Source organism: Christensenella sp. KGMB01412 (assembly GCF_055522415.1).
The window spans coordinates 1-25,674 of record NZ_JBVFVW010000006.1; the positions used below are offsets into that span (position 1 = coordinate 1).

General features: G+C 47.8%; 26 protein-coding genes and 1 pseudogene. 3 read left to right on the forward strand and 24 right to left on the reverse strand.

Translation table 11 applies throughout. From position 1 onward, the window contains the following. The 3 genes and pseudogenes from ACS5WU_RS10200 to ACS5WU_RS10210 form a co-directional block, all read right to left on the reverse strand. Nucleotides 1–300 (reverse strand): annotated as a pseudogene (locus ACS5WU_RS10200) (hypothetical protein); the annotation flags it as partial. A 58-nt stretch (nucleotides 301–358) separates the two neighbouring features. Next, complete coding sequence (locus tag ACS5WU_RS10205) at nucleotides 359–2,878, reverse strand: dockerin type I repeat-containing protein (protein ID WP_302761835.1); 2,520 nt, start codon at nucleotides 2,876–2,878, stop codon at nucleotides 359–361. Nucleotides 2,879–2,931: 53 nt separating this feature from the next. Further along, nucleotides 2,932–3,072: a hypothetical protein gene (locus ACS5WU_RS10210; RefSeq protein WP_156415096.1), complete on the reverse strand. Its 141-nt coding sequence runs from the start codon at nucleotides 3,070–3,072 to the stop codon at nucleotides 2,932–2,934. Nucleotides 3,073–3,247: 175 nt separating this feature from the next. Between ACS5WU_RS10210 and ACS5WU_RS10215 the strand changes: the two genes are divergently transcribed. Beyond that, nucleotides 3,248–3,646, forward strand: a complete 399-nt coding sequence (locus ACS5WU_RS10215; RefSeq protein ID WP_082103497.1) for a helix-turn-helix domain-containing protein — start codon at nucleotides 3,248–3,250, stop codon at nucleotides 3,644–3,646. A gap of 47 nt (nucleotides 3,647–3,693) precedes the next feature. On the opposite strand, the gene ACS5WU_RS10220 is transcribed toward ACS5WU_RS10215, so the two are convergent. From ACS5WU_RS10220 to ACS5WU_RS10230, 3 genes are read right to left on the reverse strand one after another with little or no spacing between them, the layout of a single operon-like run. Next, a complete protein-coding gene (locus ACS5WU_RS10220) occupies nucleotides 3,694–5,103 on the reverse strand; it encodes a glutamate synthase-related protein (RefSeq protein WP_302761831.1) in 1,410 nt (469 codons plus the stop codon). Between the two features lie 28 nt (nucleotides 5,104–5,131). Beyond that, entirely contained in the window at nucleotides 5,132–5,674 is a 543-nt protein-coding gene (gene rbr, locus ACS5WU_RS10225) for a rubrerythrin (protein WP_046443863.1), read from the reverse strand. Further along, a complete protein-coding gene (locus ACS5WU_RS10230) occupies nucleotides 5,662–6,069 on the reverse strand; it encodes a Fur family transcriptional regulator (RefSeq protein ID WP_059109142.1) in 408 nt (135 codons plus the stop codon). Before ACS5WU_RS10230 ends, rbr begins: the two co-directional genes overlap by 13 nt. A 202-nt stretch (nucleotides 6,070–6,271) precedes the next feature. On the opposite strand from ACS5WU_RS10230, the gene ACS5WU_RS10235 reads away from it, so the two are divergent. Both ACS5WU_RS10235 and nox read left to right on the forward strand, forming a co-directional pair. Further along, the gene (locus ACS5WU_RS10235; protein WP_302761827.1) at nucleotides 6,272–7,180 is read left to right on the forward strand and encodes an NAD-dependent epimerase/dehydratase family protein; all 909 of its coding nucleotides are present in this window, start codon (nucleotides 6,272–6,274) and stop codon (nucleotides 7,178–7,180) included. 185 nt (nucleotides 7,181–7,365) lie between these two features. Then, nucleotides 7,366–8,697: a H2O-forming NADH oxidase gene (gene nox, locus ACS5WU_RS10240; RefSeq protein ID WP_046443860.1), complete on the forward strand. Its 1,332-nt coding sequence runs from the start codon at nucleotides 7,366–7,368 to the stop codon at nucleotides 8,695–8,697. A gap of 174 nt (nucleotides 8,698–8,871) precedes the next feature. Here the strand turns inward: nox and ACS5WU_RS10245 are convergent, their stop codons facing one another. From ACS5WU_RS10245 to flgL, 18 genes are all read right to left on the reverse strand, one after another. Further along, nucleotides 8,872–9,714, reverse strand: a complete 843-nt coding sequence (locus tag ACS5WU_RS10245) for a sugar phosphate isomerase/epimerase family protein (RefSeq protein ID WP_046443859.1) — start codon at nucleotides 9,712–9,714, stop codon at nucleotides 8,872–8,874. A gap of 1 nt (nucleotide 9,715) precedes the next feature. Next, nucleotides 9,716–10,660, reverse strand: coding sequence for a ribokinase (locus ACS5WU_RS10250; protein WP_302762034.1), 945 nt, complete (start codon nucleotides 10,658–10,660; stop codon nucleotides 9,716–9,718). Further along, on the reverse strand, nucleotides 10,647–11,483 hold the full coding sequence (locus tag ACS5WU_RS10255) for a BtpA/SgcQ family protein (protein WP_046443857.1): 837 nt from the start codon (nucleotides 11,481–11,483) through the stop codon (nucleotides 10,647–10,649). Before ACS5WU_RS10255 ends, ACS5WU_RS10250 begins: the two co-directional genes overlap by 14 nt. Before the next feature lie 14 nt (nucleotides 11,484–11,497). After that, on the reverse strand, nucleotides 11,498–12,577 hold the full coding sequence (locus tag ACS5WU_RS10260; RefSeq protein WP_302762032.1) for a DUF4432 family protein: 1,080 nt from the start codon (nucleotides 12,575–12,577) through the stop codon (nucleotides 11,498–11,500). A 19-nt stretch (nucleotides 12,578–12,596) separates the two neighbouring features. Then, a complete protein-coding gene (locus ACS5WU_RS10265) occupies nucleotides 12,597–13,664 on the reverse strand; it encodes an ABC transporter permease (protein ID WP_052740499.1) in 1,068 nt (355 codons plus the stop codon). Between the two features lie 15 nt (nucleotides 13,665–13,679). After that, complete coding sequence (locus ACS5WU_RS10270) at nucleotides 13,680–14,699, reverse strand: ABC transporter permease (RefSeq protein WP_046443855.1); 1,020 nt, start codon at nucleotides 14,697–14,699, stop codon at nucleotides 13,680–13,682. 17 nt (nucleotides 14,700–14,716) lie between these two features. Then, nucleotides 14,717–16,225 carry a sugar ABC transporter ATP-binding protein gene (locus tag ACS5WU_RS10275; protein WP_046443854.1) on the reverse strand — a complete coding sequence of 503 codons (1,509 nt, stop codon included), beginning with the start codon at nucleotides 16,223–16,225 and terminating at the stop codon, nucleotides 14,717–14,719. Nucleotides 16,226–16,314: 89 nt separating this feature from the next. After that, nucleotides 16,315–17,409: an autoinducer 2 ABC transporter substrate-binding protein gene (locus tag ACS5WU_RS10280; RefSeq protein WP_082103496.1), complete on the reverse strand. Its 1,095-nt coding sequence runs from the start codon at nucleotides 17,407–17,409 to the stop codon at nucleotides 16,315–16,317. Between the two features lie 228 nt (nucleotides 17,410–17,637). Further along, nucleotides 17,638–18,669: a LacI family DNA-binding transcriptional regulator gene (locus tag ACS5WU_RS10285; RefSeq protein WP_046443853.1), complete on the reverse strand. Its 1,032-nt coding sequence runs from the start codon at nucleotides 18,667–18,669 to the stop codon at nucleotides 17,638–17,640. A 103-nt stretch (nucleotides 18,670–18,772) separates the two neighbouring features. Next, complete coding sequence (locus ACS5WU_RS10290; protein ID WP_046443852.1) at nucleotides 18,773–19,522, reverse strand: glutamine amidotransferase; 750 nt, start codon at nucleotides 19,520–19,522, stop codon at nucleotides 18,773–18,775. After that, complete coding sequence (locus tag ACS5WU_RS10295) at nucleotides 19,519–20,532, reverse strand: sugar phosphate isomerase/epimerase family protein (RefSeq protein ID WP_197408912.1); 1,014 nt, start codon at nucleotides 20,530–20,532, stop codon at nucleotides 19,519–19,521. The genes ACS5WU_RS10290 and ACS5WU_RS10295 overlap by 4 nt, the downstream gene beginning before the upstream one ends. 13 nt (nucleotides 20,533–20,545) lie before the next feature. After that, nucleotides 20,546–21,622, reverse strand: coding sequence for a LacI family DNA-binding transcriptional regulator (locus ACS5WU_RS10300; RefSeq protein WP_302762176.1), 1,077 nt, complete (start codon nucleotides 21,620–21,622; stop codon nucleotides 20,546–20,548). A 455-nt stretch (nucleotides 21,623–22,077) separates the two neighbouring features. Next, entirely contained in the window at nucleotides 22,078–22,221 is a 144-nt protein-coding gene (locus ACS5WU_RS10305; RefSeq protein ID WP_465089147.1) for a hypothetical protein, read from the reverse strand. 46 nt (nucleotides 22,222–22,267) lie between these two features. Next, complete coding sequence (locus ACS5WU_RS10310) at nucleotides 22,268–22,681, reverse strand: RrF2 family transcriptional regulator (protein WP_052740497.1); 414 nt, start codon at nucleotides 22,679–22,681, stop codon at nucleotides 22,268–22,270. Nucleotides 22,682–22,747: 66 nt separating this feature from the next. Beyond that, complete coding sequence (gene csrA / locus ACS5WU_RS10315; protein ID WP_046443849.1) at nucleotides 22,748–22,990, reverse strand: carbon storage regulator CsrA; 243 nt, start codon at nucleotides 22,988–22,990, stop codon at nucleotides 22,748–22,750. After that, complete coding sequence (fliW, locus tag ACS5WU_RS10320; RefSeq protein ID WP_052740496.1) at nucleotides 22,962–23,450, reverse strand: flagellar assembly protein FliW; 489 nt, start codon at nucleotides 23,448–23,450, stop codon at nucleotides 22,962–22,964. The genes csrA and fliW overlap by 29 nt, the downstream gene beginning before the upstream one ends. Before the next feature lie 15 nt (nucleotides 23,451–23,465). Further along, nucleotides 23,466–24,068 carry a DUF6470 family protein gene (locus tag ACS5WU_RS10325; RefSeq protein WP_046443848.1) on the reverse strand — a complete coding sequence of 201 codons (603 nt, stop codon included), beginning with the start codon at nucleotides 24,066–24,068 and terminating at the stop codon, nucleotides 23,466–23,468. 29 nt (nucleotides 24,069–24,097) lie between these two features. After that, entirely contained in the window at nucleotides 24,098–25,672 is a 1,575-nt protein-coding gene (flgL, locus tag ACS5WU_RS10330) for a flagellar hook-associated protein FlgL (RefSeq protein WP_046443847.1), read from the reverse strand. Nucleotides 25,673–25,674: the final 2 nt, after the last annotated feature.

Consider the following 25,674-nt stretch of genomic DNA (forward strand, 5'->3'; position numbering starts at 1 on the left):
AGCTGTTACCTTATAGGTGTAGGAAGCGGAGTTGCCAAGTGTGACAAGCGTATTTTCTCCGCCCATACCAGCAGGTGTCGTCGTCCTGCTGACATACTGCAGTCCGCTTGTTGCGATATCTCCCTGAATTCCCGCCACGTCCGACGGGCAGCTCACTGTAAAGGTAACCGTATCGCCAACGTTTGGCGAAGGATTGCTGACGCTCACCGAGGGAGCCGCGGCGAACGCGGTAACGCTCATCGCCATTACCAGCACGGCCGCCAGCACGATCGATAAAACAATCTTTTTCTTTTTATTCATTTCTGTTCATCCTCCGAATTTATTGCTTTTGAAATATCTTAATCTGTCGTGGCTACAGTTATATCAGCTTGGAAGCCTTTACAACGTCGCCAATCGAAACCTTTCCGTCGCCGTTAATGTCCGCCGCCTTCAGGTATGCGCCATCAAGCGAGGCATTTCCTGCTATATCGCCCGACATCTTCACAAGGGAGCCGATGCTTGCAACACCTGTTCCCATGACGTCGCCCGGTACTACTACCAGTACAGTCTGGAATGGCGTTCCGTCTCCGTTCAGAAGCTGGATCATGCAGCCTGTTCCTACGTTTGCGTCCGCCGCAAGCACATTGCCGCCAGCGTCTTTTACAGCGATCGCGCCATTCGGGTTATTGAAGAGCGCCGCTACAGCATCTGCTTTCAGAACCCCGTCTTTCGTCCCGTCACCGATTCCTCCACCTGAAACGTACTGGTTACCCGTTCCTTCTTCCGGCTGTGAAATCTCAACTTTTTTGTCCGGATCAGAAGGCTCAACAGGCTTCAATTCATGTCCGCCATAGGTTGCTACAACAGGTTCTAAAGTCTTTGCAACCCCGTCGCCGACTGTTTCGCCGTTTTTCGCGCTGATTGTCACCGTATAATCACCATATTGGTTCGCATCTGCGATCCCAAGGAAATCGTTATTGCCGGAAAATACCTGCCTGCCAATCGCCGCATTGTATTTGAGTGTGATCGTATCCCGCGTAGGATCCTGATAGGCTGCGCTGTTTGACAGGTCTATCGTGCGGGTAAATGTAGCCGATCCGTCACTGTACGCGTTTCCTGCCGGCACGCCGCCGTCTACCGCAGCCGTTGTGCCTGACGCGATATGACTGTTTTCTATCTTTACCTCAAATTCAAAGTTCACCGGATCTTTGACCATGCTCTTGTTGATCTGGAAGGTCGTCTCAATCCACGGCAGGTCATTATGGGCAGGATCAAATATTCCGCCATCCTCTCCAAGTTTGTCATAATTGCTTTCGTCGACAAAATGCACTTCCGGGTTCATGACCAGATCGTCCGTTGCCGGCGCTCCATATGTCATTTCCACCGGCTCCGAAGCTCCGATGATTTCATCGCCTGCGCCGAGCAGTTGCAGCGTAAAGGTATATTTTCCCTCCTGCTTATCTGCCGGGATTCCCAGAAAATCATGGTTCGTTCCGTTAACGAGCTCTCCCAGTACCGCCTGGAAATATCCATCGTTCCCGTTCTCGCTGTTCACCGTTCTGGTAAATACAGCCTTCCCATCAGTAAACACATTGGAGCCGCCGTCGAACACATCCGACTTATGGTCTCCATCCGCAGTGATATTAGCGTTTTCTACCGTAATCACAGCCTTAAGTGCAGCTTTGTTTGCAGTGCTCATATTGGCGAGGTCTCTTGTATACGAAATCTCGAACCACGGAAGGTCAACCGGCCTTACGCTCGCGCTGACATCCTGCGCCGTCTTCCAGTTCGTGCTGTCAATAAATTTAACGTTTGCGTTTGTTGCCGCATTGCTGCGAAGCGTTGTTACGCCAGTGCAGTCGACCGTATAAGTGGTAGGCGCATATACCATGCCATTCTCGCCGTCCCAGTCAATCGTGAAAGTAAATTCTTTCGCGTCTTCTTTGACAAGCGGATACCACCAGAAGAAATCATCGCCGTCCTGTACTTCCTCCCAGGTATACGTTTGATCATTTGTGCCAAACCTGACCGTTGCTTTGGAAAAATCGGTTATTGTTTCGGGGGCTTTGATTTCCACGCCAACGCGGTTTCCCGCAGTGCGTCCGAGGCTTTTATCCGCCGCATACCAGTCGACAGTTCCTGTGAATTTAACCGTATGATCGCTTGCAAGTGCTGTATCATCAAAAGTACAGTCCACTCCGCCGGTTCCCCCTGCCGGACTCGGATCGCGCGTGATCGACACTGCGCTGTCCTCGCCAAGCTGGAGCCTGCTGTAATCAAACGTGTAAACCGTTTCGCCATATTCCGCTCCATCGCCATCAAGGTCGACCGCTACACTGATCGGTTTTTCCTGGTCTTCCGGAAGCAATACCAGGCATTCAGGATCGTTCGTAATATCCTTTTCCCCGCCGCGTCCGTTCAGAGTTACCCTTACATTCGGAAAACTCCCTTGGGGAAGCTCTACCCCAAACGGCAGGTAATAACCATTCTGCTGGTCCGGCTCCGTTTCATTGAACGCCTCAAACCCAGTGATATAGTTGAGCGCGCCTTCCGGCACGATCTTATTGTCCTCACTTACGCTGAAGCTGAGGTCTTTCCCGACAAATTCCGATACTTGCTTACCAAAAGCGTCCGTACTTCCGTTAAGCGCTTTGAAAGTTACTCCTGTGCTTGGTTTCGCGCTTTCACTTTCGTCGCTGGCCTCATCCTGAGTCACAGCCTCGGAACTCTTTTCGTCCGGATTCACTTGTAAATCCGCATCATCCTTCTCGTTTTGCGTTCCCGTAAGCGGCGTAAACGCATCCCCGGACTGTGCAGCCGGCTCTGCCAATGCCATTGCGGGCAGCATAGTAACGACCATAAGCGCCGCAACTAATAACGCAATCAATTTTTTCTTCATCTTTCTTCCTCCCTATAATTTTGTTTTTCGTGACTATATGGTGTAAAAAAAATTTATTTCATAATTCTCTTATTTTTGCCCTCCTGTATGTTCTTGATGTCTTTTGCCAGCAATAAAAGCTTCCATTTATTTTCAATCGTAAGCCGGGAATAGATTATTTTGATTTCGTGTAACCGGGCATCGTAATTTTTCATATCAATCTCATCCCCATCGCATTTTATCCACAACTTCATTTTAATCACTTACACATTAAAAGTCAATATATTTTAATCTATTTGTAATAATACGTGAAAATCCGTTATTCTTCCTATTCCACTGAGGCAGCGCCTATTTTGAGCTTTTATATCATGTTGTGTAATTATTTAATCTATGGTAAAATTGAAGCATTCTTTGAGAGGCGATGAAAGTTTGTATCAACGAATAAAGGAAATACGAAACGCATTACATATGAATCAAATGGAATTTTCCAAAAGACTTGGCCTGAGCCAGTCTTCTTTGGCGATGATAGAGGTTGGAAAACGGAAATTCAGTGATAAACATATCAAAATTATTTGCTCTGAATTCCACGTCAACGAAAAATGGCTTCGCACCGGCGAAGGCGAAATGTTCCTTGTTTCCTGTTATGATAAAGAATTCATCGACATTTTCGAAAAGCTGCTTCCCGAATCGCAGGATTTTCTTGTAAAAATCGCAAAAGACTTACTGGTGACGCAAAATAAGCTCGTTAAGGAAGAATCCCCCAAAAAGAATATTTCTCACAAAAAATAAAAAAGAACCGAAGCGTTTTACCGCTACGGTTCTTTTTTTGCTATTGTTTATACATGTCTGATATCGGTATGCCCTGATAATTCCGAGCTTGTCGTTTCGATATCGTCCATTGAAAGCTCGTGGATGTTCCCGTGCCCGGTACACCGTGCAAACGCGCGCAGCTCTTCTGCCGCTACATTCAGGAAATTGCCCACACGCTGCGCCCCTTTTTCTACCAGAAGACGTGCACGAAGCTCCGGATCCTGCGTTGCGATGCCCATAGGGCAGGTCCCTTTATGACATACGCGGTACCGCTGGCAGCCAAGCGCGATCAACGCCGCAGATGCAATCGCCACTGCGTCAGCTCCCATTGCGATCGCTTTCGCAAAATCGCCGCTCGTGCGAAGTCCTCCTGTGATCACAAGATCGATATCGAGGTTATGATCCCGCAGGAATTTCTTCGCGCGATACAACGCATATACGGTCGGCACGCTCGTCGAGTCCTTCAGAAATTTCGGCGACGAGCCTGTAGCTCCGCCCCGTCCGTCAATGGTAATAAAATCCGGCTGTGCCTGGGCAATGTACTGCATGTCCTTTTCAATATGCCCTGCCGCTATTTTTACGCCAATCGGCCTGCCTCCACTGCGTTCGCGCAACTCGCCAACCAGTTTTTCCAAATCCTGCGGGCAGTTGACACAATCAAACCTGCACGGGCTGATTACATCCTTCCCTTCCGGCTTGTTGCGTATCCGCGCAATTTCGCCGACTACCTTCTCACCCGGCAAATGACCTCCCATACCGGGTTTTGTACCCTGGCCAATCTTGATTTCAATCGCATCCGCGCTTTGCAGGTTCTCATCCGTCACACTGTAAAGATTCGGCACATACTCAAAAATATAACGGTACGCCGCCTCCTTTTCCTCAGGAAGAATGCCTCCCTCTCCGCTGCAAATGGCAGTCTGCGCTATAGCGCTCCCCTTTGCAAGCGCAATCTTGGTTTCTTTGGAAAGCGCGCCAAAGCTCATATGCGAAATGTAAACCGGACTATTCAAAACCATTGGTTTTTTTGCCCGCTTGCCAATCACCGTTTCAAGGCTCACCGGCTCATTTTCATCAAGCGGCGCCGTTGCAAGCTGCGCGCCCAAAAGTACGATCTCTTCAAAACCCGGAACCTGTTTTTGCGTATTCATCGGTTCGGTGATCGATTTGCCAGTTTCCGCCATGGCGTGGATCTCGTCGAGGATTCCTCCGTCGTGCTGTACGAACTCCTCCGGCCAGGCAAGAGAATTCCCTTCCGGTTCCACTGGAGCGGCTTTCGCCTGCACAGCGGCCTGCATACCGCCATCCGCTCCCTTATACATCGATTTTGGCCCCATACACACAGGGCAAACCCAATCCCCGGATAGATCGGCAAACAGCACTCCTTCTGTTTCCTCGTCATACGTATTGCCGCAAAGGGCACAAACATATTTCGCCATTCAATCCAACCCTTTCACTATGCCTTCATTAATAATTTTCAGCTTTGATCTGGAAATATGCCTGTGGATGCGCGCATACCGGACAAAGCTGCGGAGCCTTCTGGCCGATTACAATGTGTCCGCAGTTTGCGCACTGCCAAATCATATCGCCATCGCGGGAGAAAATAAGTCCGTCGTTGAGGTTTTCAAGCAGCTTACGATACCGTTCCTCATGCTCTTTTTCAATCTTGCCGACCATTTCAAATAAATATGCAATGCGGTCAAAGCCCTCTTCCTTTGCTTCCTTTGCAAAGGTTGCGTACATATCCGTCCACTCGTAGTTTTCACCGTTTGCAGCGTCTTCCAGATTTGCTTCCGTTCCGGGAATATCGCCTTCATGCAACAGCTTAAACCAGATTTTTGCATGCTCTTTTTCGTTTCCTGCCGTTTCTTCAAAGATCGACGCAATCTGATTATATCCTTCCTTCCTTGCCTTGGAAGCATAATAAGTATATTTGTTCCTTGCCTGGGATTCTCCTGCAAATGCTGCCTGCAGGTTCGCTTCTGTTTTCGTTCCTTTTAAATTTTCCATTCTTTCATACCTCGTTTCTTTATTTTGCAGCCGGGGCAAACCCCGACAAATACAATCTCATGTCCTTCGATATCAAATCCGTGCGTATCGCGTATTTCATCTTCCAGTTTCGAAAGATATGGCATATCGACATCGAATACCTTCCCGCATTCGCTGCACCGGATATGATAATGCTTTTCCAGCGTTTTATCAAAGCGATCCGCCCCATCCGGTATTTTTACGCGGGAAATGGCGCCTTTTTCAGACATTGCACTCAGGTTGCGGTACACAGTCGCTTTACTTATACTTGGATGCACCTTCACAACGGCGCCATACACCTCGTCCGCTGTCGGATGCTGCAGCTTTTTAAGCTGTTCCAATATGATGCTTTTTTGCATCGTATTCCTTGTTTCCATTTCCATTTCCTTATTAGTAATTATTCTTTATTAGTATAATATATCAATAGCGACGCTTTGTCAATCCTTTTTCTCCTTTTTTAAATAAAACAGGATATTTATTGGCCTGCCGTTCTCTTTCATCGCATAATCTGCGCCAACCGGCCTTTACATTCAGGCTATTTCTTTATTATAATGAAAGGAAAACGAGAGGAATCACCTCATGAAAAAAATTCTGGCAATCGGCGGCAGCTATTTTATCGGGCGCATTTTTTCCCTTCTGGCGTTGCAGACAAATGAATACGAGCTTCACGTACTGAACCGCGGACGCTTCCCCTTCAGGCAGAAAGGCATAATACAACATATATGTGACCGCCACGATGCAGCCATGTTTTCAGATTGCGTCGGCGGACTTTCATTTGACGCGGTAATTGATTTTTGTGCTTACCAACCGGGGGATATCGCCTCTATACTCGACATAATAGGTCAAAATACGAGACAGTATATTTATATCAGCAGTTGCAGCGTTGCAAAGCCGGGGAATGAATCTCGCACAGAGTCTTCGCCCCTTGTGGATACAAAACCCAGGAATCCTGTGGAGCAATATTCCTATGATAAAATGTTGCTTGAAAAAGAGCTCGCGGATTATGCGAATCGCTCCGCCCTTTCCGATACCATTCTGCGCCCCGCTTACGTTTATGGCCCTTATAATTACGCGCCGCGTGAATCCTTCTATTTTGACCTGTGGCGGCAAAAGAAGCCCATTCCGGTTCCCATCGATTCTTATTCCCGTTTCCAGTTCGTATACGTGAAAGACATCGCGCGTATCATCATGAAATGTATCGGCAATGAAAAGGCACGCCATAATATATACCAGCTTTCCGCACCGGAGGAAATATCCTACGCCTCTCTGTTAAAAACGCTGGAAGACGCGATTGGACAAAATTTGCCAACAAGGCCCGTCACAATCCAGAATGTTTATGCACAGGAGATTCCCCTTCCCTTTCCACTCGACCAGAACGACTTATTTTCCGGCGAAAAAGCATCGAAGGATTTTGATTTTGAATATACCGCTTTTACCAGGGGGATGCGCGAGACCTTTGACGTATACAAACAGGTGCACCGCCTGTAATCCAACACCGCGCCGTTCAGGCAAGCTGATCTGAAGCCGGATTCCCTTCCGGCTTTTTATATTTCAATAATATTTTTGTTTTTTCATCAAAAAATCGTGTAATACCGCTGAAAACGGGTATTAATCATTTATATGGTCTGATTTCATCAAAATTTAAAACGGCCATTGAAAGAGAGGGTATAGAAATGAGTAAAATTGTTTTGGTCGGTGCAAACCATGCGGGTACAGCCGCGGCAAACACAATCCTGGATCAATATCCGGATAATGAGCTGGTGATTATCGACAGGAACTCCAACATCAGCTACCTTGGCTGCGGCACGGCACTGTGGGTTGGCCGCCAGATCGAAGGAACAGACGGCCTGTTTTATTGTTCGCAGGATGTCTTCGAGAAAAAGCATGCAAAGGTATATATGGAAACCGAGGTTACGAATATTGACTTTGCAGGAAAGAAAGTTTATGCGTCCGGTAAGGACGGCAAGGAAATCGTGGAAGATTACGACAAACTCATCCTCGCAACCGGTTCCCTCCCAATCATTCCCAAAATCAGCGGGCTTGAGCTTGAAAACGTTGACGTCGTAAAACTTTTTCAGGATGGGCAGCGCATCAATGCCGCGCTTGACGACGACAGCATCAAAAATGTCGCTGTGGTAGGCGCAGGGTATATCGGTGTTGAGATTGCGGAAGCTGTTCGCCGCCGCGGAAAAAACGCGATGCTCTTTGAAGCGCAGGACACTTCCCTTTCCAGCTATTACGATCCATGGTTTACGCACGATATGGATCAGGTGCTTTCCGAAAATGGTATTGACCTGCATTTTGGTGAAATCGTAAAAGAAATCAAGGGCGACAAAAAAGTCAGCTCTATCGTGACGGATAAGGGCGAATACCAGGCAGAGCTTGTCATTATGGCAATCGGCTTTATTCCAAACAACAAGCTCGCAAAGGATCAGCTTGAATTATTCAAAAATGGCGCAATCGTTGTAGACCTTCATCAGGAAACGAGTCTTCCGGGCGTTTACGCGGTGGGTGACTGCGCGACAGTATACAGCAACGCCCTGCGTGCCCCTGCATATATTGCGCTTGCCACCAACGCGGTACGCAGCGGCATTGTTGCGGCGCATAACGCGTGCGGTACCCCGCTTGAATCTGCGGGCGTGCAGGGCTCGAACGGCATCAGCATTTACGGTTACAATATGGTTTCAACAGGGCTAAACCTCAAGGCTGCCGAAAAAGCCGGTATCGACGTGCTTTACACGGATTATGAAGATTTGCAGAAACCTGCGTTCATTCACGATAACAAACGTGTAAAAATCCGTATTGTATACGAAAAGGGCTCGCGCCGGGTTGTTGGAGCGCAGATTGCTTCTTATGAGGACATCTCAATGGGTATCCATATGTTCTCCCTCGCAATCGAGGAAGGCGTTACAATCGATAAACTGAAGTTGCTCGACATCTTCTTCCTCCCGCATTTCAACCAACCGTATAATTATATTACGATGGCTGCACTTGGCGCAGAATAAAAACAGCACAAAAAAGAGGCTGTCTTGGCATATAACTGAGACAGCCTCTTTTTGATATAGCCGCCGCTTTTTTATTTCAAGCGTGCCGCCTGCCTTTGCTTCTTTGACGATACATTTCTTTTATCCGAACGCTTTCCGAAGCAAACAGCAATAGGAACATAGAAGGCAAACGTATCAAAGATCATATTTCTGTATCATTTTTCTTGCAAAATCAATACTCTCACGTACAAAGGTATCTCCGTCCGGCGCCAGCTTACGCCATACCCACGTACTCATATTATCCGTACAGTCGGAAAACCCTTCAAACCCAAGGTAACCGTTGAACCCGATCTCCTTGAAGGCCTGGAAAATACCGTCCCAATCCACATGTCCCGTCCCCGGGATTCCCCTGTCATTTTCGCACATATGAAAATTGGCAAGCCTGCTTCCCGCTGTTACAACCGCATCATGGAAGTTCTTTTCCTCCACATTCATGTGATAGGAATCGAGATGGATAAATACGTTTGGTTCCCCGATCATATCCACCAGCCGCACCGCCTGCTCAGCCGTATTGAGCAAATAGGATTCATACCGCGTAACCGGTTCAAATGCAATCGACATACCGAAATCCGCGGCATACCGCGCAACTTCACGCAGGCTGTCCGCGCTGAACTTCCACTCTTCCCCTGAGGGCATTTTTTTAGCGTCCTTCATATACTGGGAATAGATCACTCCGGAAAACATTTTTGCGCCTGCTTCGGCGGACGCCTTGACGCAATCCTTCAGGTAATTCACCCCATTTTTCCGTATTTCCGGATCAAAGGAGGTAACATCCACGTTGTCCGAAAGCAGTACGTTTGATGTTGTCACTCCAAAACCGTCGAGACGTTCCTTTACCGCCCTGGGATCGAAAAGATCAAGGCGCATCAGTGGAATTTCAATAAAATCGAAGCCCCATTCCTTTACTTTATCGATGATATCCAGCGTGTCATTCGACCATTCGCCGCACCATTCATATGCGTGTATTCCTAATTTCATTTTATCTTTTCCTTTCCTGCCGCATAAATTCTTCCACCTGGCTGCGCGTTGGAATTGAGGTCTGCGCGCCCTTCAAAGTTGTGCTCATCGCAGACGCAACCGAAGCAAATTCAACAGCTTCGAAAATTTCCCTGCCATTTGAAAGCGCGGCTGTAAACGCGCCAAGAAAAACGTCGCCTGCTGCCGTAGTATCGACAGCCTCCACATCAGGCGGCAAAAACTTTCGCGTATTTTCCCCATTCCATGCCAGGCACCCGTCTTTTCCAAGTGTGATAAGCGGATTTTGGAAGCGCATTTCGCGCAGAGCTTTCATACATTCTATTGCCGTTGCGTTATCGGTTACCTTTATCCCTGCAATCTGCCCTGCTTCAATTTCATTTGGCTTAATAAAATCTACCATAGGCGGAATATCCCTCGGGATCTGTTCCTTTGGAACAGGAGCAGGATCCATTACAACCGTCATTCCTTTGATTTTTGCCATACGTATCGCCGCAAACAGGGTGTCTGCGGGAATCTCGGCAGTAATCAGTAAAAAACCATATTGTTCAAATAACGTTTCGTGTTCCTGTACATCTTTCGGCCTGATCAGGGCGTTTGCACCCGGCGTAAAAGAAATTGAATTGATTCCTTCCGCATCAATCCGAATCATTGCAACGCCTGCTGTCGCCCCCGGTTCAATAAGGATATTTGAGGTTTCAACCCCATCCGCCTGCATGGCTGCAAGCAGCTCCTTGCTGAACATGTCGTCGCCCAGCTTGCCGAAAAATCCAACTTCCCCGCCCAGTCGTGCCGCCGCTACCGCCTGATTCCCGCTTTTTCCGCCCGGGTAAGTTGCAAAATTATCTGTCGCCACCGTTTCGGCAGGTTCAGGCAGGCGCTCCATGAACATTGTCAGGTCCATGTTGATGCTGCCCATGCACAATATACGATTCTTATGCTTTTTCATTACGCATACTCCATACCTGTTCCATGAATCCCTTGGTACGCTCCAGACTCACTGGATTTTTCCAATGATTAGCTTCCTTGAAATAGCTCCCAACGATTGCGCCGTCCGAATACTTCAATAACTCCCGCACATTTTCTTTTGTCGTACCGCTTCCAAGGAATACCGGCACATCCACATGCTCCGAAAATTCACGCACCTTTTCGGGCGTGGGAGCAATCCCCGTTTCAAAGCCGGTAACAATAAGCGCTTCAGCCCCTTCTGTGACCGCATCGTTCGCCTGCTCAGCAAGCGTCCTGTCGGAAATGATAAAGTGGCTCCCATGCTTTACGTTCACATCGCACAGGAACAATACATCGTCGCGTGCGTCAAGCGCAGTGCGGCGTCTTGAAAGCCTGCCGCCCACTCCCTCGAGGATGCCCGCATGGGAAACATAGGCGTTCACCCATTCAAACACACGAATCCAGCGGGCCTCTGCGGCAACCGCGATTGCAAGCGCCTGCTGTGCACCGTTAAGATGGCAATTTACCCCAATCGGAATTTTAACGTTCTGTTTTACATTCACCGCGGCAGCCGTCATTGCCGCAATCGTCTCGTCACTGATGTCTTCTCCCTTTACATAGGGATAATCCCATATGTTTTCAATTTGCAGTCCATCCACGCCGCCTTCTTCCAAAAGCCGCGCCTCCTGAACGGCGGTGTCGATGATCTGCTGCATACACATATTCTTTTTATCATACATCGGCGAGCCGGGAAGCGGCCGCAAATGTACCATGCCGATAATCGGTTTTTCATAAGTAAAAATTGATTTCAAGTCCTGCCCCATCGCTTCTCGTCTCCTTATTTCATGACCGTTTCGATCTTGTGCTTGATTCGCCGGGCATCTTCTGGCGCAAGACAGCCAACCGTAACATCCGCGCGGAAGGTTTCTTTTCCGGGCAAAATACGTACGTTACCTTTTTCTTTTTCCGCGAGATAGCCCTCTGGCTCTGCTGTCGCAGGAAGTACCATGCCCATTGATTTCCAGTCTTTATGATTCACCATCCAGCGCACCCCGCGGTTTAATACCGCCGCATCATACGTCGTATAATCCGCCGAACCATCTTTGTGCATATACAGGAAATGCGCCTTTCCGTTTTCATCGCCTTGCACGCCGCGCAGGAACAGCACGATTTCCGGATCATATACATCTCCTTCGCCTATCACGCGTGTAACCGACACATCCTTTTGAACCCGGTCAAGAAGCTCCATAAATGCGGGATCGGGCTCGTTGTATTGCGGAATACTTACCCGGACAACCATATTTTCCTTCGTCCACGCAAGCGTCTGGAAAATTTCAGCTCCCGGTTCCGGTGCGTTGTTGACATGGCACATATACATCAGGTCCATCGGATGCGACGCCATATTCTCGATCTCAATTCCGACATCGATGAGCGTACTTCCTTCATATACCCTTGCAACAGGCCGCGCCATATAGTGGCTGCCGAACGCGCGATTGTATTCGTATTCCCCCGTTACGCCCATATAACGGCCCTTTTCGTCTTCCCCGCTCACGACGAACGCCCTATCATATCTCACATATGGCAATTCGCCATGGTGCCCATGGTCGTCTTCCGGCGAGGGGCATCCCATTGCAAGCGCGCCGCAGTGCATCACATAGCAGCCGTAGGTATCGCGAAAAATCTCACGTCTGCGCGGCATATCAAAGCTCGTTTGCATTTTCAGGGAGCGGCCGCAGAAAACTGCGTCCCACACCATTTGCCCGTCGAAAGGGAGTACCGTGATATACCCTTTGCTGTTCTCGATTTTAACCGCGCAGATTCCGCTTTCATACCGGAAAATGTACGCTTTCAGTTCGCCAGCGTCTGCAAACAGCGTTTCCCTGTCTGTAAACGCCGGTTCGTTCAATCTTATTTTCATTGTCATCCCTCTCCCGTTTTTACACCTTTGCCGCTTCCTTAGGCTTATCCTTTTTGTAGGAAGTCGATATTCTCTTCTTCTCTCTGAGCTCGGTAAAGTAATTAAGCGTCAGTACCGCAAGAAGCACACCGCCCCAGATCAGCTGGCGGTAGAAATTGCTGATGGTTGGGAACAGGTTGAGTCCTGAAGAAAGCACCTGCAATATCAGGATCGCAAGCGTTACTCCGCCGACCTTTCCAAAGCCGCCGTTTGGATTCACACCGCCCAGCACGACGATCAGGATGCACTGGAGGGTGTAGGCACTGCCGTAATCCGGTTTTGCCGAATTGTAGTTTACAAGCATGATCAGTCCGGCGACAGCGGAAAGCGTTCCGGAAAGCATATAGGCTTTATTCGTCACCGCCGTGTTGTTGAGCCCGCTGAATTTAGACGCAACGGGATTGGAACCCATCATGTAAAGGCTCGTTCCGAACCTCGTTTTATTGAGCATAATACTCAGGACAATGACAGCGCCGATAAAAAAGAACAGCGCCAGCGGAATAAATCCCGCTACCAGCGTCTTTCCGGTCTCCGCATACATTGCGGGCAGGCGGCTGATAGAGCTCCCCTGCGTAATAATCAGTCCGATACCGGTGAAAAGCTGCTGACTGCCAAGCGTAGCGAGAATCGGCGGTATATGGAGCCGCGAAACCAGGTTGCCGTTCAGGAAACCCGCCGCGCTGCCCACTATGATTCCGAGGATTACCGCAAACACGATGACGATCATTGTCTGTCCGTCGCTTGCCCCTTCCGGCACAAATGCAACAAGCGTTGAAGCCGCCGTAATTGCGGTCAGGTTTGCCATACCCACAACGGAAAGGTCGATTCCTCCAAGGAGCATTGTCAGCATAACACCGAGTGACATGAGGCCAAATTCCGGAAACTGGTACACCATGGACTGGAAATTGGCTATCGACAAAAATTTCGACGGATTGATAATGCTGAACGCAACGACAACCAATATAAAGATAATCAAAAGCCGCGCAAAGTTCTTATCGTGCCCATACCAATTCCTGATTCGCATGGAAAATGTAGCATCATTTTTCATCTCATCATTCCTCCCTTACGATCCCGCCTTTGAAAGGCTGGGTTTTCTTTGTTTCTGGCTGCGAAGTATCTGTACGGAGGACACTGCCGTACCGATGATGATCAGAAGGCCCGTCATGAAATCCTGCCAGTAAGCCGGTACGCCGAGCATAATAAGGCTGTTCTGTACCATGGTCAACAGGAAAATACCAAGGATTGTCCCCGTAAGGGTTCCCGTACCTCCCGTAATGCTCGTACCGCCCAGGACGATTGCCGCAATAACGGTCATTTCCATGCCAAACATGTTTGTCGGATGAACCATGTTCATCATGCACGCACGGATAACGCCTGTAATACCGGCAACAACGCCTGCGAAACAATATACGAAAAATTTCGTTTTTACTACTTTGAAGCCCGCACGGTTTGCCGAGCTTTCATCCCCGCCGATTGCATAAATCCCGCGTCCCAGCATCGTATAACGCAGGATGATAAACGCGATTACCAATACAACCACAAGCGCCAGGAAGGCCGTCGGCATCATTGATGTCACACCCTCCGCATTCTGTGAAACAAACAGGCTGCTCTGCCCGAATTCCTTCATGGAAGGCGGCAGCGTATTGATCTGCTGCGCGTTGAGCGCCCCCTGCAGGATTCCGCGGAATACGCTTTGCGTACCCAGCGTTGCAATCAACGCGGGCAGCCGCATCTTTGCGATAAACAGTCCGTTGAACGCGCCGCACGCAAGCCCGATCGCTCCGGCGAACAGGAATGGAACGACAATCGGCCCAGTATAGTTTGCTCCATTGAGCACAACGGTTACAATATACGACGCAAGCGCTGCAAGTGCCGGAAATGACACGTCTATCCCGCCGGACACGATGATCATAAATGTTCCGATGCTGAACAATGCGGGAACAATCAGCGCGTTGGCAAGGTCCACAAGGTTATTCCCCGTGAAGAACTGGTTGCTGCGCGCCTGTATAATCAGTGCCAAAACAATGATGACAAGGAAAATATAAAATTCCGTCTGATGAGTCAGTTTTTTTATTTTGTTCATAGTTTCGCTCCTTTCCCTCAACCGTTCACGGCAACGTCCGTGACCTGTTTTGCGAGGTCGGCTTCCGTGACCTGGAGCGGGTCGACTTCTCCTGTTATCCTGCCGCCGCGCATAATCAATACCCGGCTGCAGTTGGTAATTACCTCAGGAAGGTCGTCCGATATGATAATGATTCCAAGTCCGCTCTTTGCAAGCTCATGCAGGATGGCGTGCATATCATGTTTCGAGCCGATATCAACGCCCACCGTCGGCCCATTGAGGATCAAGACTTCCGGGTTCGTCGCCAGCCATTTTGCAAGTACGATACGCTGCTGGTTTCCTCCTGAAAGCGTTGATGCGGGCAGATCCGGATCCGCCACCTTGATCTTCAGTTCGTCAACCCACTTTCTCACTTCATCCTGCCGCTTCTCCTGATCGATCATGCCAAGCTTTGAGGAAAGCGCTTTGAGTTCGGAGATCACAATATTCCGGCTGATGGACTGGTCCAGGAACAATCCTTCCGTAAGGCGGTCTTCCGGCACATAACCGATCTTGTTTTTCATTGCCTCCTCAACCGAAGTAAGCTTGATTTCCTTTCCATTCATAAAAATCTTGCCTCCCGTCGGCTTTTTCAGGCCAAACAGGGAGAGGGCAAGCTCCGTACGCCCGGAACCAAGCAACCCTGTCACTCCAAGAATCTCGCCCTTGCGCAGATCAAACGTAACGTCTTCATAGTCGCCTTCGCACGATAGATTCCTGACTTCAAGCACCGGCTTTTCATCTTTAATCTCCGCCGTGAAATGCTCGTTTTCAAAATGACGTCCTGTCATATAATAAGTGAATTTATCGCTGTCGAGCTCTGAAGTATCGCCATCTTTGACGTTCTGTCCATTTCGCAGAATGGTAAAACGCTCCGAAATTTCAAACACCTCGTCGAGCTTGTGACTGACGAAAAGAATTGCGATTCCCTGGCTCTGCAAGTCCTTGATGATTTTGAAAAGCGCCTCAACTTCCTTTTTGGTGAGCGCCGTAGTAGGCTCATCCATGATAATCAGCTTTGCGTTGTTGATGAGCGCGCGGGAAATTGCAACAAGCTGTTTATCCGCAACCGGCAGCGTGCCTACCTTTGCTTCAAGATCTACGTCAAAATTGATTTTACTGACCGCTTCTTCGGCGATCCTGCGAAAACGCTTCCAATTCACGAACTTCCTCTTCTGCATGAGTTCGCTGTTGTACGCCAGATTCTCCATGACCGATAAATTTGGAAAAATTGAAAAATCCTGATAAATCACCTGAATTCCATTCATGATCGCATTGATTGGAGAAAGCTGGTGCGTCTGGTCGATTCCATTGAATTCTACTTTGCCACTATCCAGGCTGTAAACACCGGAGATAATTTTGATCAGCGTCGATTTTCCGCAACCGTTTTCTCCGGCGAGGCAATGTATCTCACCTTTTTTTATCTCAAGGTTAACTCCCATCAGCGCCTTTACGCCTGCAAACGATTTTATGATATCCGTGGCTTTTAAAATATATTCATCCTGCATAGATACCCAATCCTTTCACCGCTTTTTGACTGTTTAAAGACTTTTACAGCGGACGGCTTTTATGCCGCCCGCTGCAAGAAGCCCAGTTCTTAGAAATTATAGTCGTCTACATTTTCTTTTGTGAGCGTGATATACGCGCTGCCTGTCAATACGTGCCCGTCGAGCGTGAGGTCGTCATATCCCTTTAAGCCGAGGTCTGTTCCTGCGCCAACTTCTTCGCCATTCAGGATCAAGGTCGCCAGCTTGCACATTGCATAACCTGCGTCTGCCGGATCCCACAGCGTCAGGGCGGAAACCGCGCCGCTGTCAAGCAGTTCTTTGTTCGTCTGCGGCATACCGGTACCAACCGCGAATACTTTGCCAATGAGGCCCGCTTCTTCGATTGCACGGCCTGCGCCGGGAGCGTCAAAGGAAGAGGTTCCTACGAAACCTTTGATGTCAGGATACTTTTTGAGAACTTCTTTCGCTTTCTGGTAAGCCGTCTCTGCGTTGTCGTCCGTTACGATACGTTCGTCGATCAGTTCCATGTTTGGATAATCTTTTTGCTGTGCTGCAATCGCGCCGTCCGCTTCCATGTTATGCGAGTCGTTTGTGAGGGAGCCAACCATACAGATGTATTTTCCTTCGCCGCCCATTGCTTCTGCAAGGGTATTCATGATGTAAGCGCCGTACTCGTCATAGTTGAATGCTTCCAGGTCGTAGTCGCAGTTTTCCATGGACGATGCTTCGTGCGTAACAACAACGATTCCCTGGTCGCGCGCTTTCTTCAAAACGTCTTCCATTGCGCCCGGATCGTGGGGAACGACACAAAGTGCGTCAACTCCCTGTGCAATCAGGTCTTCTACAACCTGAATCTGTTGTGCTGCGTCTGTCTCCGCAGGCCCTTTCTGGAATACGGTCATACCGGGATTTTCTTCCTGATATTTCGCAACGCCTTCCTCCATGCGTACAAACCATGGGTTCGTGCTGTCCTTGGGAACAACGGCAATCGTATAGTTCCCATCGCCCTTTGCAGCGCTGCCGCCGGCGTCAGCGGATGCCGACGCTTCCGTGCTCGCCGCTGCCGACGCTTCCGAGGAAGCCGCCGCACTTGCGGACGCGCCAGGCTCCGTCCCGCCGCTGCATGCGGTGAACAGTGCAACAGACATCACTATTACCAATAAAACTGCCAAAATCTTTTTCATTTTTTTCCTCCTTAGTTTGGTCCTTTTATTATATTTTGCCATTTAAAGGCAAATTTTATATTTTCATTTATTTAAAGCGCTTTAAATTTCGATTTTATTTTATATAAGCGCTTTTAACGCCTTTGCCTTAACACTTTAACTGCCGATTGTTTTTGAATCGCATTCCTGTATGGAACGCTTCAAGGTTCATTGAAAGCTATGTTACTGATGGAACGATCTTTCGACCGTTTAATTGCTTTTTTCCTTTACAGGCCCGCATGACTGTCTTTCAATCATGGTCGGCCTTGTCATAATATGCGGTTCTTTTGGAGTTTCTCCGTGGATGACTTGTAACAGCATATCCACCGCCTGCCCGCAGGTCCCTTCGATATCGGAATCCATGGAGGTAATCTCCACCATAGATACTTTGGAAAAAATTGTGTTATCATATCCAACCACCGACACATCCTGCGGAACGCGGATTCCTGCCTTTTGCAGGGTATTGATTACTGCCAGCGCCATTTCATCGTTCATCGCGCATATCGCTGTAAAATCACGTCGCTTGCTGATCAGGTTTTCTGTTGCCAGAACCGCTTGTTCATAATGGATATCGTCACATTCAATCAGGTTTTTCGCCAGAATCGGAATCCCCTTTTCTCCAAGCGCCCTGCTGTATCCTTCCCGCCGCAGCGAGGTTGTCGGCACCGTCTTATTACCGCCGATAAAGACAATATCCCGATGCCCAAGGTCTGCCAGGTATTTTATGAGCATATAGGTGCCTTCCCGGATGTCTCCCATTACATACCTGATTCCGTCAATCGTATACAATGACGTGATATACACAAGCGGGATGTTGTATTCCCGCAGGGCCTTTTGGTAAGAGGTGAGGAATTTTGTGGGCTGGTTGCTTGGAACAACGAGAATCCCTTCAATCCTTTTGGAGATAAACGTCCTGATAACCTCTTCTTCGACCTGCGGATCACTGTTGGACATTGCCGCAAGAAGGCTGTACCCTGCCCGATTTACGACCTCGTCGATTGCCCGCAAAATATTGGCATAAAACACAATATTGATATCCGGTACAATAACGCCGATCGTATTACTCTTATTTGTTGCGAGACCTTTGGCAATCATATTGGGAAAATACTTGAGCTCTTTTGCCGCCGCATGAACACGTTTTTTCGTTTTTTCATTGACGAGAGAATTGTTGTTAAGCGCAAGCGAAACCGTCGCTTCCGAAATCCCGAGCTTTTTTGCAATATCCTTGAGTGTTGTCGCCATTTTGCCGCCCCGCTTATCTACGGTTTTAAGAAATATAGAAAAATTAATTTTACTATAACTCTATCATGGCTCGATTGTCAAGAATTTATTAAAGCGCTTTAATTCACATTTTCCCGCATAACCACCGTACCATATTTCCAAACAGCAGCTGGTAGCTCTGCCAATCCACAAATTCTTTCGGTCCCCAGTGCGGCGCGCAATCTGACGCGAAAGCGAGCGTACGTCCTTTGCCAAACTCCATTACGGCAATAAACGTGTCTTCGTTAATTGTGGCAAGTTCCTTTGCTTCCTTCTTCGCTTTGATTTTGTTGTATCCAAGGAAAAATGGCCAGTCTTTCCCCACTCCATCAAAAATCGAATGTGAAGCATCCTTAACCTGAGGTACGATTCCCTCCGGGCATTCCACGCGGTCGTCATAGCTCAGGATCTCGACAGGCAGCGCCTTTGCAAGGGGCGTCATTGCATAGCGGGCCTTATTATCGATTCCCGCGAAGCTGAGGTATCCGCCAATCATTGCAACACCTCCGCCCTGCTCCGCATAATCTACGAGCGCCTTGAGCTTATTGGGGCTGCGTACGCCACGGTAAAACGTGTCCGGCGCGAGGAGCAGCGTATTGCTGCCGATATCGCTCAAAATGACCGCGTCATACGCATTCAGCTTATCTACCGTATCGGGAAAGCCGACCTGCGCCTCATGGCTGGGCATAAAATCAACATCAATCCCTTCTTTTCTCAGCACATTTGCCAGCATATCGCCACAGTGTTCTTCGTGCCGGCATACGTCAAAAATGTCAAATCCCTTCATATGCGTCTCATGGACTGTCCATGATTCGCCAACCAAAAGCACCTTCATTCAGCACCTCCCTTGCGGCAGAACTGTTCTCCAAACATCAGGTTTCTCAGCATCGCGCTTACTTCGCACGCATTTCCTGTTTCATAAATCTCTTCCATCTTTTTATCGTCAATACGGTTTACAAGCCTGGCAAAAATGTCCATCCATCTTACCGTCTCGTTCACTGCGTCCCTTCCATCTTCACGATAAGGATATTGATCCGTTGAAATATAGCCGCTGTATCCGGTTTTTTTCAGCCAGTAGAAAAATTCAATAAATGGAATCGTATGGATCGAGCCTGCAATCATATCGTCATCCCAAAAACCATAATTGTCATTCATATGGACGTGCAGGAGTTTATTTCCATATTCCTTTGCAAGCGCAACAGACTCCGCAACATTTTCACCCGCCACATGCGCATGTCCATAATCGATTGTAACGCCGCTGTTTTCCCGTCCCAGTTTTCCAAGCATCAGCAGAATCACCGCCATCGTGGAGGGATAGGAGAAATTGCGCGGTTCTTTGATTTTATATTCTATGGAGATGTTGACGTCCTTGCGGTAATCGCAGCATTCCGCCACTCCCTGCGCAAACCATTCATGCTCACGGATATAGTCGCCCTGAAAATAATAATCGTAACCATCCTGCCCCGGCCACAGGCTAATGAGGTTTCCCCCCAGCTCTGCGGTAATGTCCATCAGCTCCCTGGTATCTTCCACAGCCTGCTTGCGAATTGAACTGTCCTTGGACGTAAAGGCTCCCTTGCCCCATTTCATTTCCCCAAAATGATCGGGAATAACCGATACGAGCTTCAAATTGTATTCGTCAAGATTTTTGCGGATCTGTTCCACATTTTTTGCCGTAATATTCCAGTCGCTCACCAGCTCTACGCCGCTTACGCCGTCTACCGATGCAACACGCGCAAACATTTCATCAATCGAATAAGGACTGGAATACCCGCCGCTCATATAACGGTCGGCACACATTCCAACATTTGCAAGAATAATACTATATTTTGGTTGAAACATCATTTTGTCCTCCATTCTAACAGCTCCTTTTCATTTTGCTCCAAACCGGCAAACGCCGGTCGATTACGGATTTACGGATCACAATCTGGGCATCGATCACACTGTGCGGAACCCCGATTGCAGTTCCATTGATTAAGCTCAGGATATTCCGAAAGCAGTAAACCCCCATTTCTTCCATGTTCTGCGCTACCGTAGTAAGCGGCGGATCAAGGTTTTCCGCGAGGGAGATATCGTCAAAACCGGTAATCCCAATATCATTGGGAACACGTATTCCATATTCCCTCAATGCTGAAATCGCCCCGGCGGCTATGAGGTCGCTTGTCGTTACAAATACCTCCGGCAATTTTCTTGTCCCGTGACGTTCAAGGTATTCGCGCAGGAAACAGTTGGCTGCCGTTGCCTTATCGAGTTTCAAGTCAGGATGGAACAACATAAACTCCTTGTATTGCTTCAGGCCGTTTTCCTCCATTCCCGCCTTAAACCCAAGGCAGCGGTCTTTGAGGTTATCCATTTCCAGCGTCTCGGACAGAAGGCCTATCTTCATATATCCCCAGTCTTTCAGCAGCGAAATCAGGCTGCGCATAACACTTACGTTGTCCGTTGTAACGGATGGCAGGGATACCCCGGTTATTTTTCTGTCGCACAGCATGACCGGGACTGATTTGTTTGCCTTGCGGATAATATTTCCATCCATCGAACCGCCGATAAATATAATGCCGTCCACACCTTTATCCAGAAGCGCGTCCACGCCCATACATTCCTTTTTATAGTTAAACGCCATTTCGCAAATCATCGTCGTATAATTTTCCTGTAAGGCCGTGTTCATAATAGACTGTACGCACCTTGCATAAAATTCGTTTTTGATGTCTGCGACCATAACCCCCAGGACTTTTGAACCCTTATCCCGTACTTTGAGCCCATAACCGTTTGGCACATAATTGAACCGCTGAACAATATCGATTACACGCTGCCGGGTTGCTTCTGAAATTTTCGCCGTTCCATTCAAAACGTGGGATACAGTCGAAATTGAAACTTCCGCTTCCCTTGCAACATCATGGATTGTAATTTTTTTTCCTGCTCTGTCTTTAATCATCTGCAGATGCTCCGATAGAACCTGATAGAAATTTATTAAACCGCTTTAAATCTTCTTTGTTTAAAAATTCGACTTTTTTCTGTCCGCTATTTAAAAAAATGTTCTGTAGTTTTTCTCATGGGTAAAATTTACTTTGACTGTTGTATGAAGTATAAAATCTTTTCGGGAAAAAGACAACTCTTTTTTAGGCTGATTTAATGAAAATTTCTACGATTATTTTCATTGCATTTTATCAAAACATAATACTAATGTCACTTTTTTGTAAAAAAATAATAGCAATTCCGTTTTTATCTCGAACGAATAATTGTTAAATCATTAAAATTTTTTAAAAAGCCGGACAATTTATAAAAATTTTTCATTGATTATTTTGTAAGAATTTTGGATTCAAAAAAAATTCAAGCACAAATACGAATCAAAAAGGCGGGTAACTTCTTTTAAAACAAACATTCCCTTCGTCATGCCTTTCGATAGCGACGATGAATATTTTTCACGTTTCCATCGCAAACATGTTCCGAAAAGCCTGATTTGATAAGCGCAGTTTCGTCCCCGCCGCTTAAATGAAAAAACAGCGCAACTGCAAGCCTGCGCCGTTTTTTCATTTACCATGATACTTACTTTATTTTTACGGGAAGTCATTTACGTCAATCAGATCGCTTTTTGCTCCACACTCTTACTTTCATACAACTTCTTGATCGTCATATCTTTGAGGACTCCAACCATCTGTTCCTGTATTTCGTCAAAGAAACGCTTAATCTCGATCTCGCCTTCCTGTATTTTTTCTCCCATCTGCTGAAACAGCGAAAAATCACCTTCAAGCGCTTTTACCACCTCATATACGTTAATCTCATCCGAATGAAGCGCCATCATATACCCTCCGTTACAACCCTGGATTGAACGAATAAAGCCGGCTTCCTTCATGATCCCGATCGTTTTCATCAAAAACATATAAGGTATATTTAACCTGTTTGAAATATCCACCGCTTTGGATAACGAGTTGTTGTTCTTATAAAAATATCCGAGTACGCGTAACGCATATACTGTTCTAACCTGAAATTTCATCCTTGTCCTCCATCACACGGCAGCATCCATGCCGCCGCCCTGTCTGACACACCCACCATAGCGCATCTATTCTTTGCTTTTCTCTACCTGTGTCTTTAAATTGGCCAGCTCTACCAGGTTTACATTTACATTGGCAGCCGTTTGATTCTCCAGCACCACTTTTTTCAGTGTTTCATAGCGGTAGACGCGCAAGCTTTTTGGTGCCTCGATTCCAATCTTTACACGATCCGCTTCCGAGCTTAACACAGTTATCTTGATGTCGTCGCCAATCAATATTGCCTCATTCGCTTTTCTTGTCAGCACCAGCATTGTCGTCCGCCTCCTTCTTTTTATAGTATTCCATCAACAGGTCAAAGGCGGGATAGCTGATCGGCATTGGCTTATAATCCATCAAAACCTGTATCCCCAGCATTTCCTTGATATTGATGAGCAATGGAGCCATGAGGTTTACCGTCATCTTTGGCAGTTCTTCCGGCAGCACCATAATATTCAGTACTACAAGCTCCTCTTCATCATGTGTTTTTATCAGATCCAGCTCTTCGTCATTCACCTCGATTTCATAATCAGGCTTAATAATAAACGGATTGATGATTGGAATTGATACCGTTTCATCCGTCATGCTCTGCAGCCACTGGATCGGCTCAGTCTGGTCGCACCTTATGATGGCAAACCTTGTCAAATCCTTTAAGCCCGGTATCCCTGTCGGAAATGTGATAACGCTATGCTCGCTGATTTCTACTTCTCCAAATCTTGCCGACTTGATCTCCACTTCGTTACTCCCCTGTCAAATTTTTTTATCTACTTTTTTCCCATGATTGGAGGCAATCCGGTCTTCATTGACCGTAATCTTTACTTCTGCCCTGCCTTCCAGCCTGATTTCAACGGAATAAGGCGTAACGGTAAATTCCGGCATGAAATCGTCATCCCATTCGATTCTTACGTCGCCCTGCGTCCACTCAACCTTTACATATCCCGGATCCCATTCGACCTCCGGCGGATCGATTGGCTGCGCCATCGTAATATCCTGCGTGTTATCGAGCATCTGTTGCAACGCCCATTCCCCCACAGGATTTCTGTCACTGCCCCTATATCCTTTCAGATTCATGAAATAGTCGCCATGGGCCCGAATATTGCTGATCGCCTCTCCGACAAGCTGTTTTGCATACTGTTGCGTATATTGCCGGAAATTATCCGGTGAACGAAATCCCCTGTCCGACCAGACCTTTTTCCAGTTTACTTTCATTGTAGGAGCCTGGCGGACAACACGCATTTCAGGGCGTACTGTCTCCGTTCGAAATCGTCTCATCTTGTTAACGATCTGCAATTCGGCTTTTGTCGATGTAATATCCAGCGTAGGCCTTGTGCTCTGGATATTCAACGTTTTCATATGCGCTCCTTCTTTCCCTCTTTATATCATTATCTCAAAAAGTCCATCAGTGTTGGTTGTATAATTTGTGCGCCGCTTGCAAGCGCCTGCTCAAAAATTGACTGGCAATACTTATAATTCATAATCGTTTCAGCCTGGTCGATATCTTCCACATCAGAGCGGATCGACTCATAATTGATCGCATCCATGGAATACCGGTTTACCATCGTATCGAGCTTCACGGTACGTACGCCCGATTCCACAAGCGTGGATACAAACCTGTCCTGTATTCCCGTCAGTTTTGTCAGGTATTTCGTCAGTTCATCATTTGATTTGCCTGCTTCAAGGTCTGCCGTCATCTGGGTTAGTATACTGAACATATTATTTTCACCAGTCCCCACGATATCGATCCCTGTAAAGGTTACGTCAAAATTCATATTGAATCCAATCTCAAATTCAACATCCTGCGTGGATTCCTCACCCAGCTGTGACGTTACAAACTCTGCCGAGCCGATCATCCGCGCAAGCGCCTGCTCCTGCGTATCCGCCGGATCTGCAGCGTCCGGCGCCGGCGCCGTATCCCACTCCACACGTCCAAGGCCCTGTGCCGAGAGATCGATAAATCCATTCGCCACATCCGCCGCGCTCACCTGATGCGTAGCAACCTGGCTGCCATAGGAATTTTTAAAAACAAGCGTATCGCCATTTACCTCAATGCTATACTTTTGCGTTGAGTCGTTCAATGCGCCAGTCCACCGTAGTCCGTTATCATTGATCGCCTGCTCGGCCTTAGGGCCCATTACGGCTGCCGCAGGCGTAGTCACGCTGCCCGCCGACGCAATCGCGTTTGCAATCTCTTCCGAATTGGGCGCTGTTGCCTCATTTTTCCACGTAACCGTTCCAAAATCCCCAAGATCGATGGTTCCGGCGGCTGCATCTGCATCCGTTACAGTCTTGGTTACGGTATTTCCCGCCGCATCCGTAAAAATTACTTTCGTACCCGTAGCGTCCGTCGCACCTACGCTGATTGTATATTTCTGCGGGTTTGCAAGCTCTCCCGACCACTGGTAATTTGTTGCGTTCGTAGAATTTTCAATACGTTTCCCCGTGACTGCATCCGCACCGGTTTTAGTAAGGTCGAGACCATTGTAAAGTACGTTTGTTAAATTTCCATTTTCATCTCGAACTGCCTCAAACCCTGCTTTTGTGCTGTTGAATCCGGAAAAAATATATTTATCCCCTACGGTGGAGTTACATGTTTGCAGCAAATGCTCGGTCAATTCCCTGATCTGCGTGGCAAAATTCTTTTTGTCCGATTCCGTCTTCGTGCCCATCGCGTCGACCATGAGCTCTTTCATCTTAACGACGGTCTGCTGCATTTCATATACGGAAGATTCCGCCTGCTGCGCCCAGCTGCGCGCCGTTGTTACATTGCTGCGGTATTGGTTCAGCCTCCTGATCTGCTGTCGTGCATTCATGCTGTTCATCACCCCGATCGGATCGTCCGACAGGTTCACAATCCTGCGGTTGCTGGAAAGCTGCGAACTGTATTTGTTGACACGGGTGAGGTTCCCGTTGAGATTTCTCAATAAATTATCGATCATCATGGAATTGGTTATTCTCATAT

Bases quoted from the DNA above. Each gene is read 5' to 3' on its own strand.
- flgL (WP_046443847.1), bottom strand. From the start codon at position 25,672: ATGAGAATAACCAATTCCATGATGATCGATAATTTATTGAGAAATCTC.
- ACS5WU_RS10235 (WP_302761827.1), top strand. From the start codon at position 6,272: ATGAAAAAAATTCTGGCAATCGGCGGCAGCTATTTTATCGGGCGCATT.
- nox (WP_046443860.1), top strand. From the start codon at position 7,366: ATGAGTAAAATTGTTTTGGTCGGTGCAAACCATGCGGGTACAGCCGCG.
- ACS5WU_RS10205 (WP_302761835.1), bottom strand. From the start codon at position 2,878: ATGAAGAAAAAATTGATTGCGTTATTAGTTGCGGCGCTTATGGTCGTT.
- ACS5WU_RS10260 (WP_302762032.1), bottom strand. From the start codon at position 12,577: ATGAAAATAAGATTGAACGAACCGGCGTTTACAGACAGGGAAACGCTG.
- ACS5WU_RS10305 (WP_465089147.1), bottom strand. From the start codon at position 22,221: ATGAAAAAACGGCGCAGGCTTGCAGTTGCGCTGTTTTTTCATTTAAGC.
- ACS5WU_RS10255 (WP_046443857.1), bottom strand. From the start codon at position 11,483: ATGGGGCAGGACTTGAAATCAATTTTTACTTATGAAAAACCGATTATC.
- rbr (WP_046443863.1), bottom strand. From the start codon at position 5,674: ATGGAAAATTTAAAAGGAACGAAAACAGAAGCGAACCTGCAGGCAGCA.
- ACS5WU_RS10220 (WP_302761831.1), bottom strand. From the start codon at position 5,103: ATGGCGAAATATGTTTGTGCCCTTTGCGGCAATACGTATGACGAGGAA.
- ACS5WU_RS10210 (WP_156415096.1), bottom strand. From the start codon at position 3,072: ATGAAAAATTACGATGCCCGGTTACACGAAATCAAAATAATCTATTCC.
- csrA (WP_046443849.1), bottom strand. From the start codon at position 22,990: ATGCTGGTGCTGACAAGAAAAGCGAATGAGGCAATATTGATTGGCGAC.
- ACS5WU_RS10275 (WP_046443854.1), bottom strand. From the start codon at position 16,225: ATGCAGGATGAATATATTTTAAAAGCCACGGATATCATAAAATCGTTT.
- ACS5WU_RS10215 (WP_082103497.1), top strand. From the start codon at position 3,248: ATGGTAAAATTGAAGCATTCTTTGAGAGGCGATGAAAGTTTGTATCAA.
- ACS5WU_RS10300 (WP_302762176.1), bottom strand. From the start codon at position 21,622: ATGATTAAAGACAGAGCAGGAAAAAAAATTACAATCCATGATGTTGCA.
- ACS5WU_RS10295 (WP_197408912.1), bottom strand. From the start codon at position 20,532: ATGATGTTTCAACCAAAATATAGTATTATTCTTGCAAATGTTGGAATG.
- ACS5WU_RS10270 (WP_046443855.1), bottom strand. From the start codon at position 14,699: ATGAACAAAATAAAAAAACTGACTCATCAGACGGAATTTTATATTTTC.
- ACS5WU_RS10265 (WP_052740499.1), bottom strand. From the start codon at position 13,664: ATGAAAAATGATGCTACATTTTCCATGCGAATCAGGAATTGGTATGGG.
- ACS5WU_RS10280 (WP_082103496.1), bottom strand. From the start codon at position 17,409: ATGAAAAAGATTTTGGCAGTTTTATTGGTAATAGTGATGTCTGTTGCA.
- ACS5WU_RS10230 (WP_059109142.1), bottom strand. From the start codon at position 6,069: ATGGAAACAAGGAATACGATGCAAAAAAGCATCATATTGGAACAGCTT.
- ACS5WU_RS10285 (WP_046443853.1), bottom strand. From the start codon at position 18,669: ATGGCGACAACACTCAAGGATATTGCAAAAAAGCTCGGGATTTCGGAA.
- ACS5WU_RS10325 (WP_046443848.1), bottom strand. From the start codon at position 24,068: ATGAAAACGTTGAATATCCAGAGCACAAGGCCTACGCTGGATATTACA.
- ACS5WU_RS10245 (WP_046443859.1), bottom strand. From the start codon at position 9,714: ATGAAATTAGGAATACACGCATATGAATGGTGCGGCGAATGGTCGAAT.
- ACS5WU_RS10290 (WP_046443852.1), bottom strand. From the start codon at position 19,522: ATGAAGGTGCTTTTGGTTGGCGAATCATGGACAGTCCATGAGACGCAT.
- ACS5WU_RS10250 (WP_302762034.1), bottom strand. From the start codon at position 10,660: ATGAAAAAGCATAAGAATCGTATATTGTGCATGGGCAGCATCAACATG.
- ACS5WU_RS10310 (WP_052740497.1), bottom strand. From the start codon at position 22,681: ATGAAATTTCAGGTTAGAACAGTATATGCGTTACGCGTACTCGGATAT.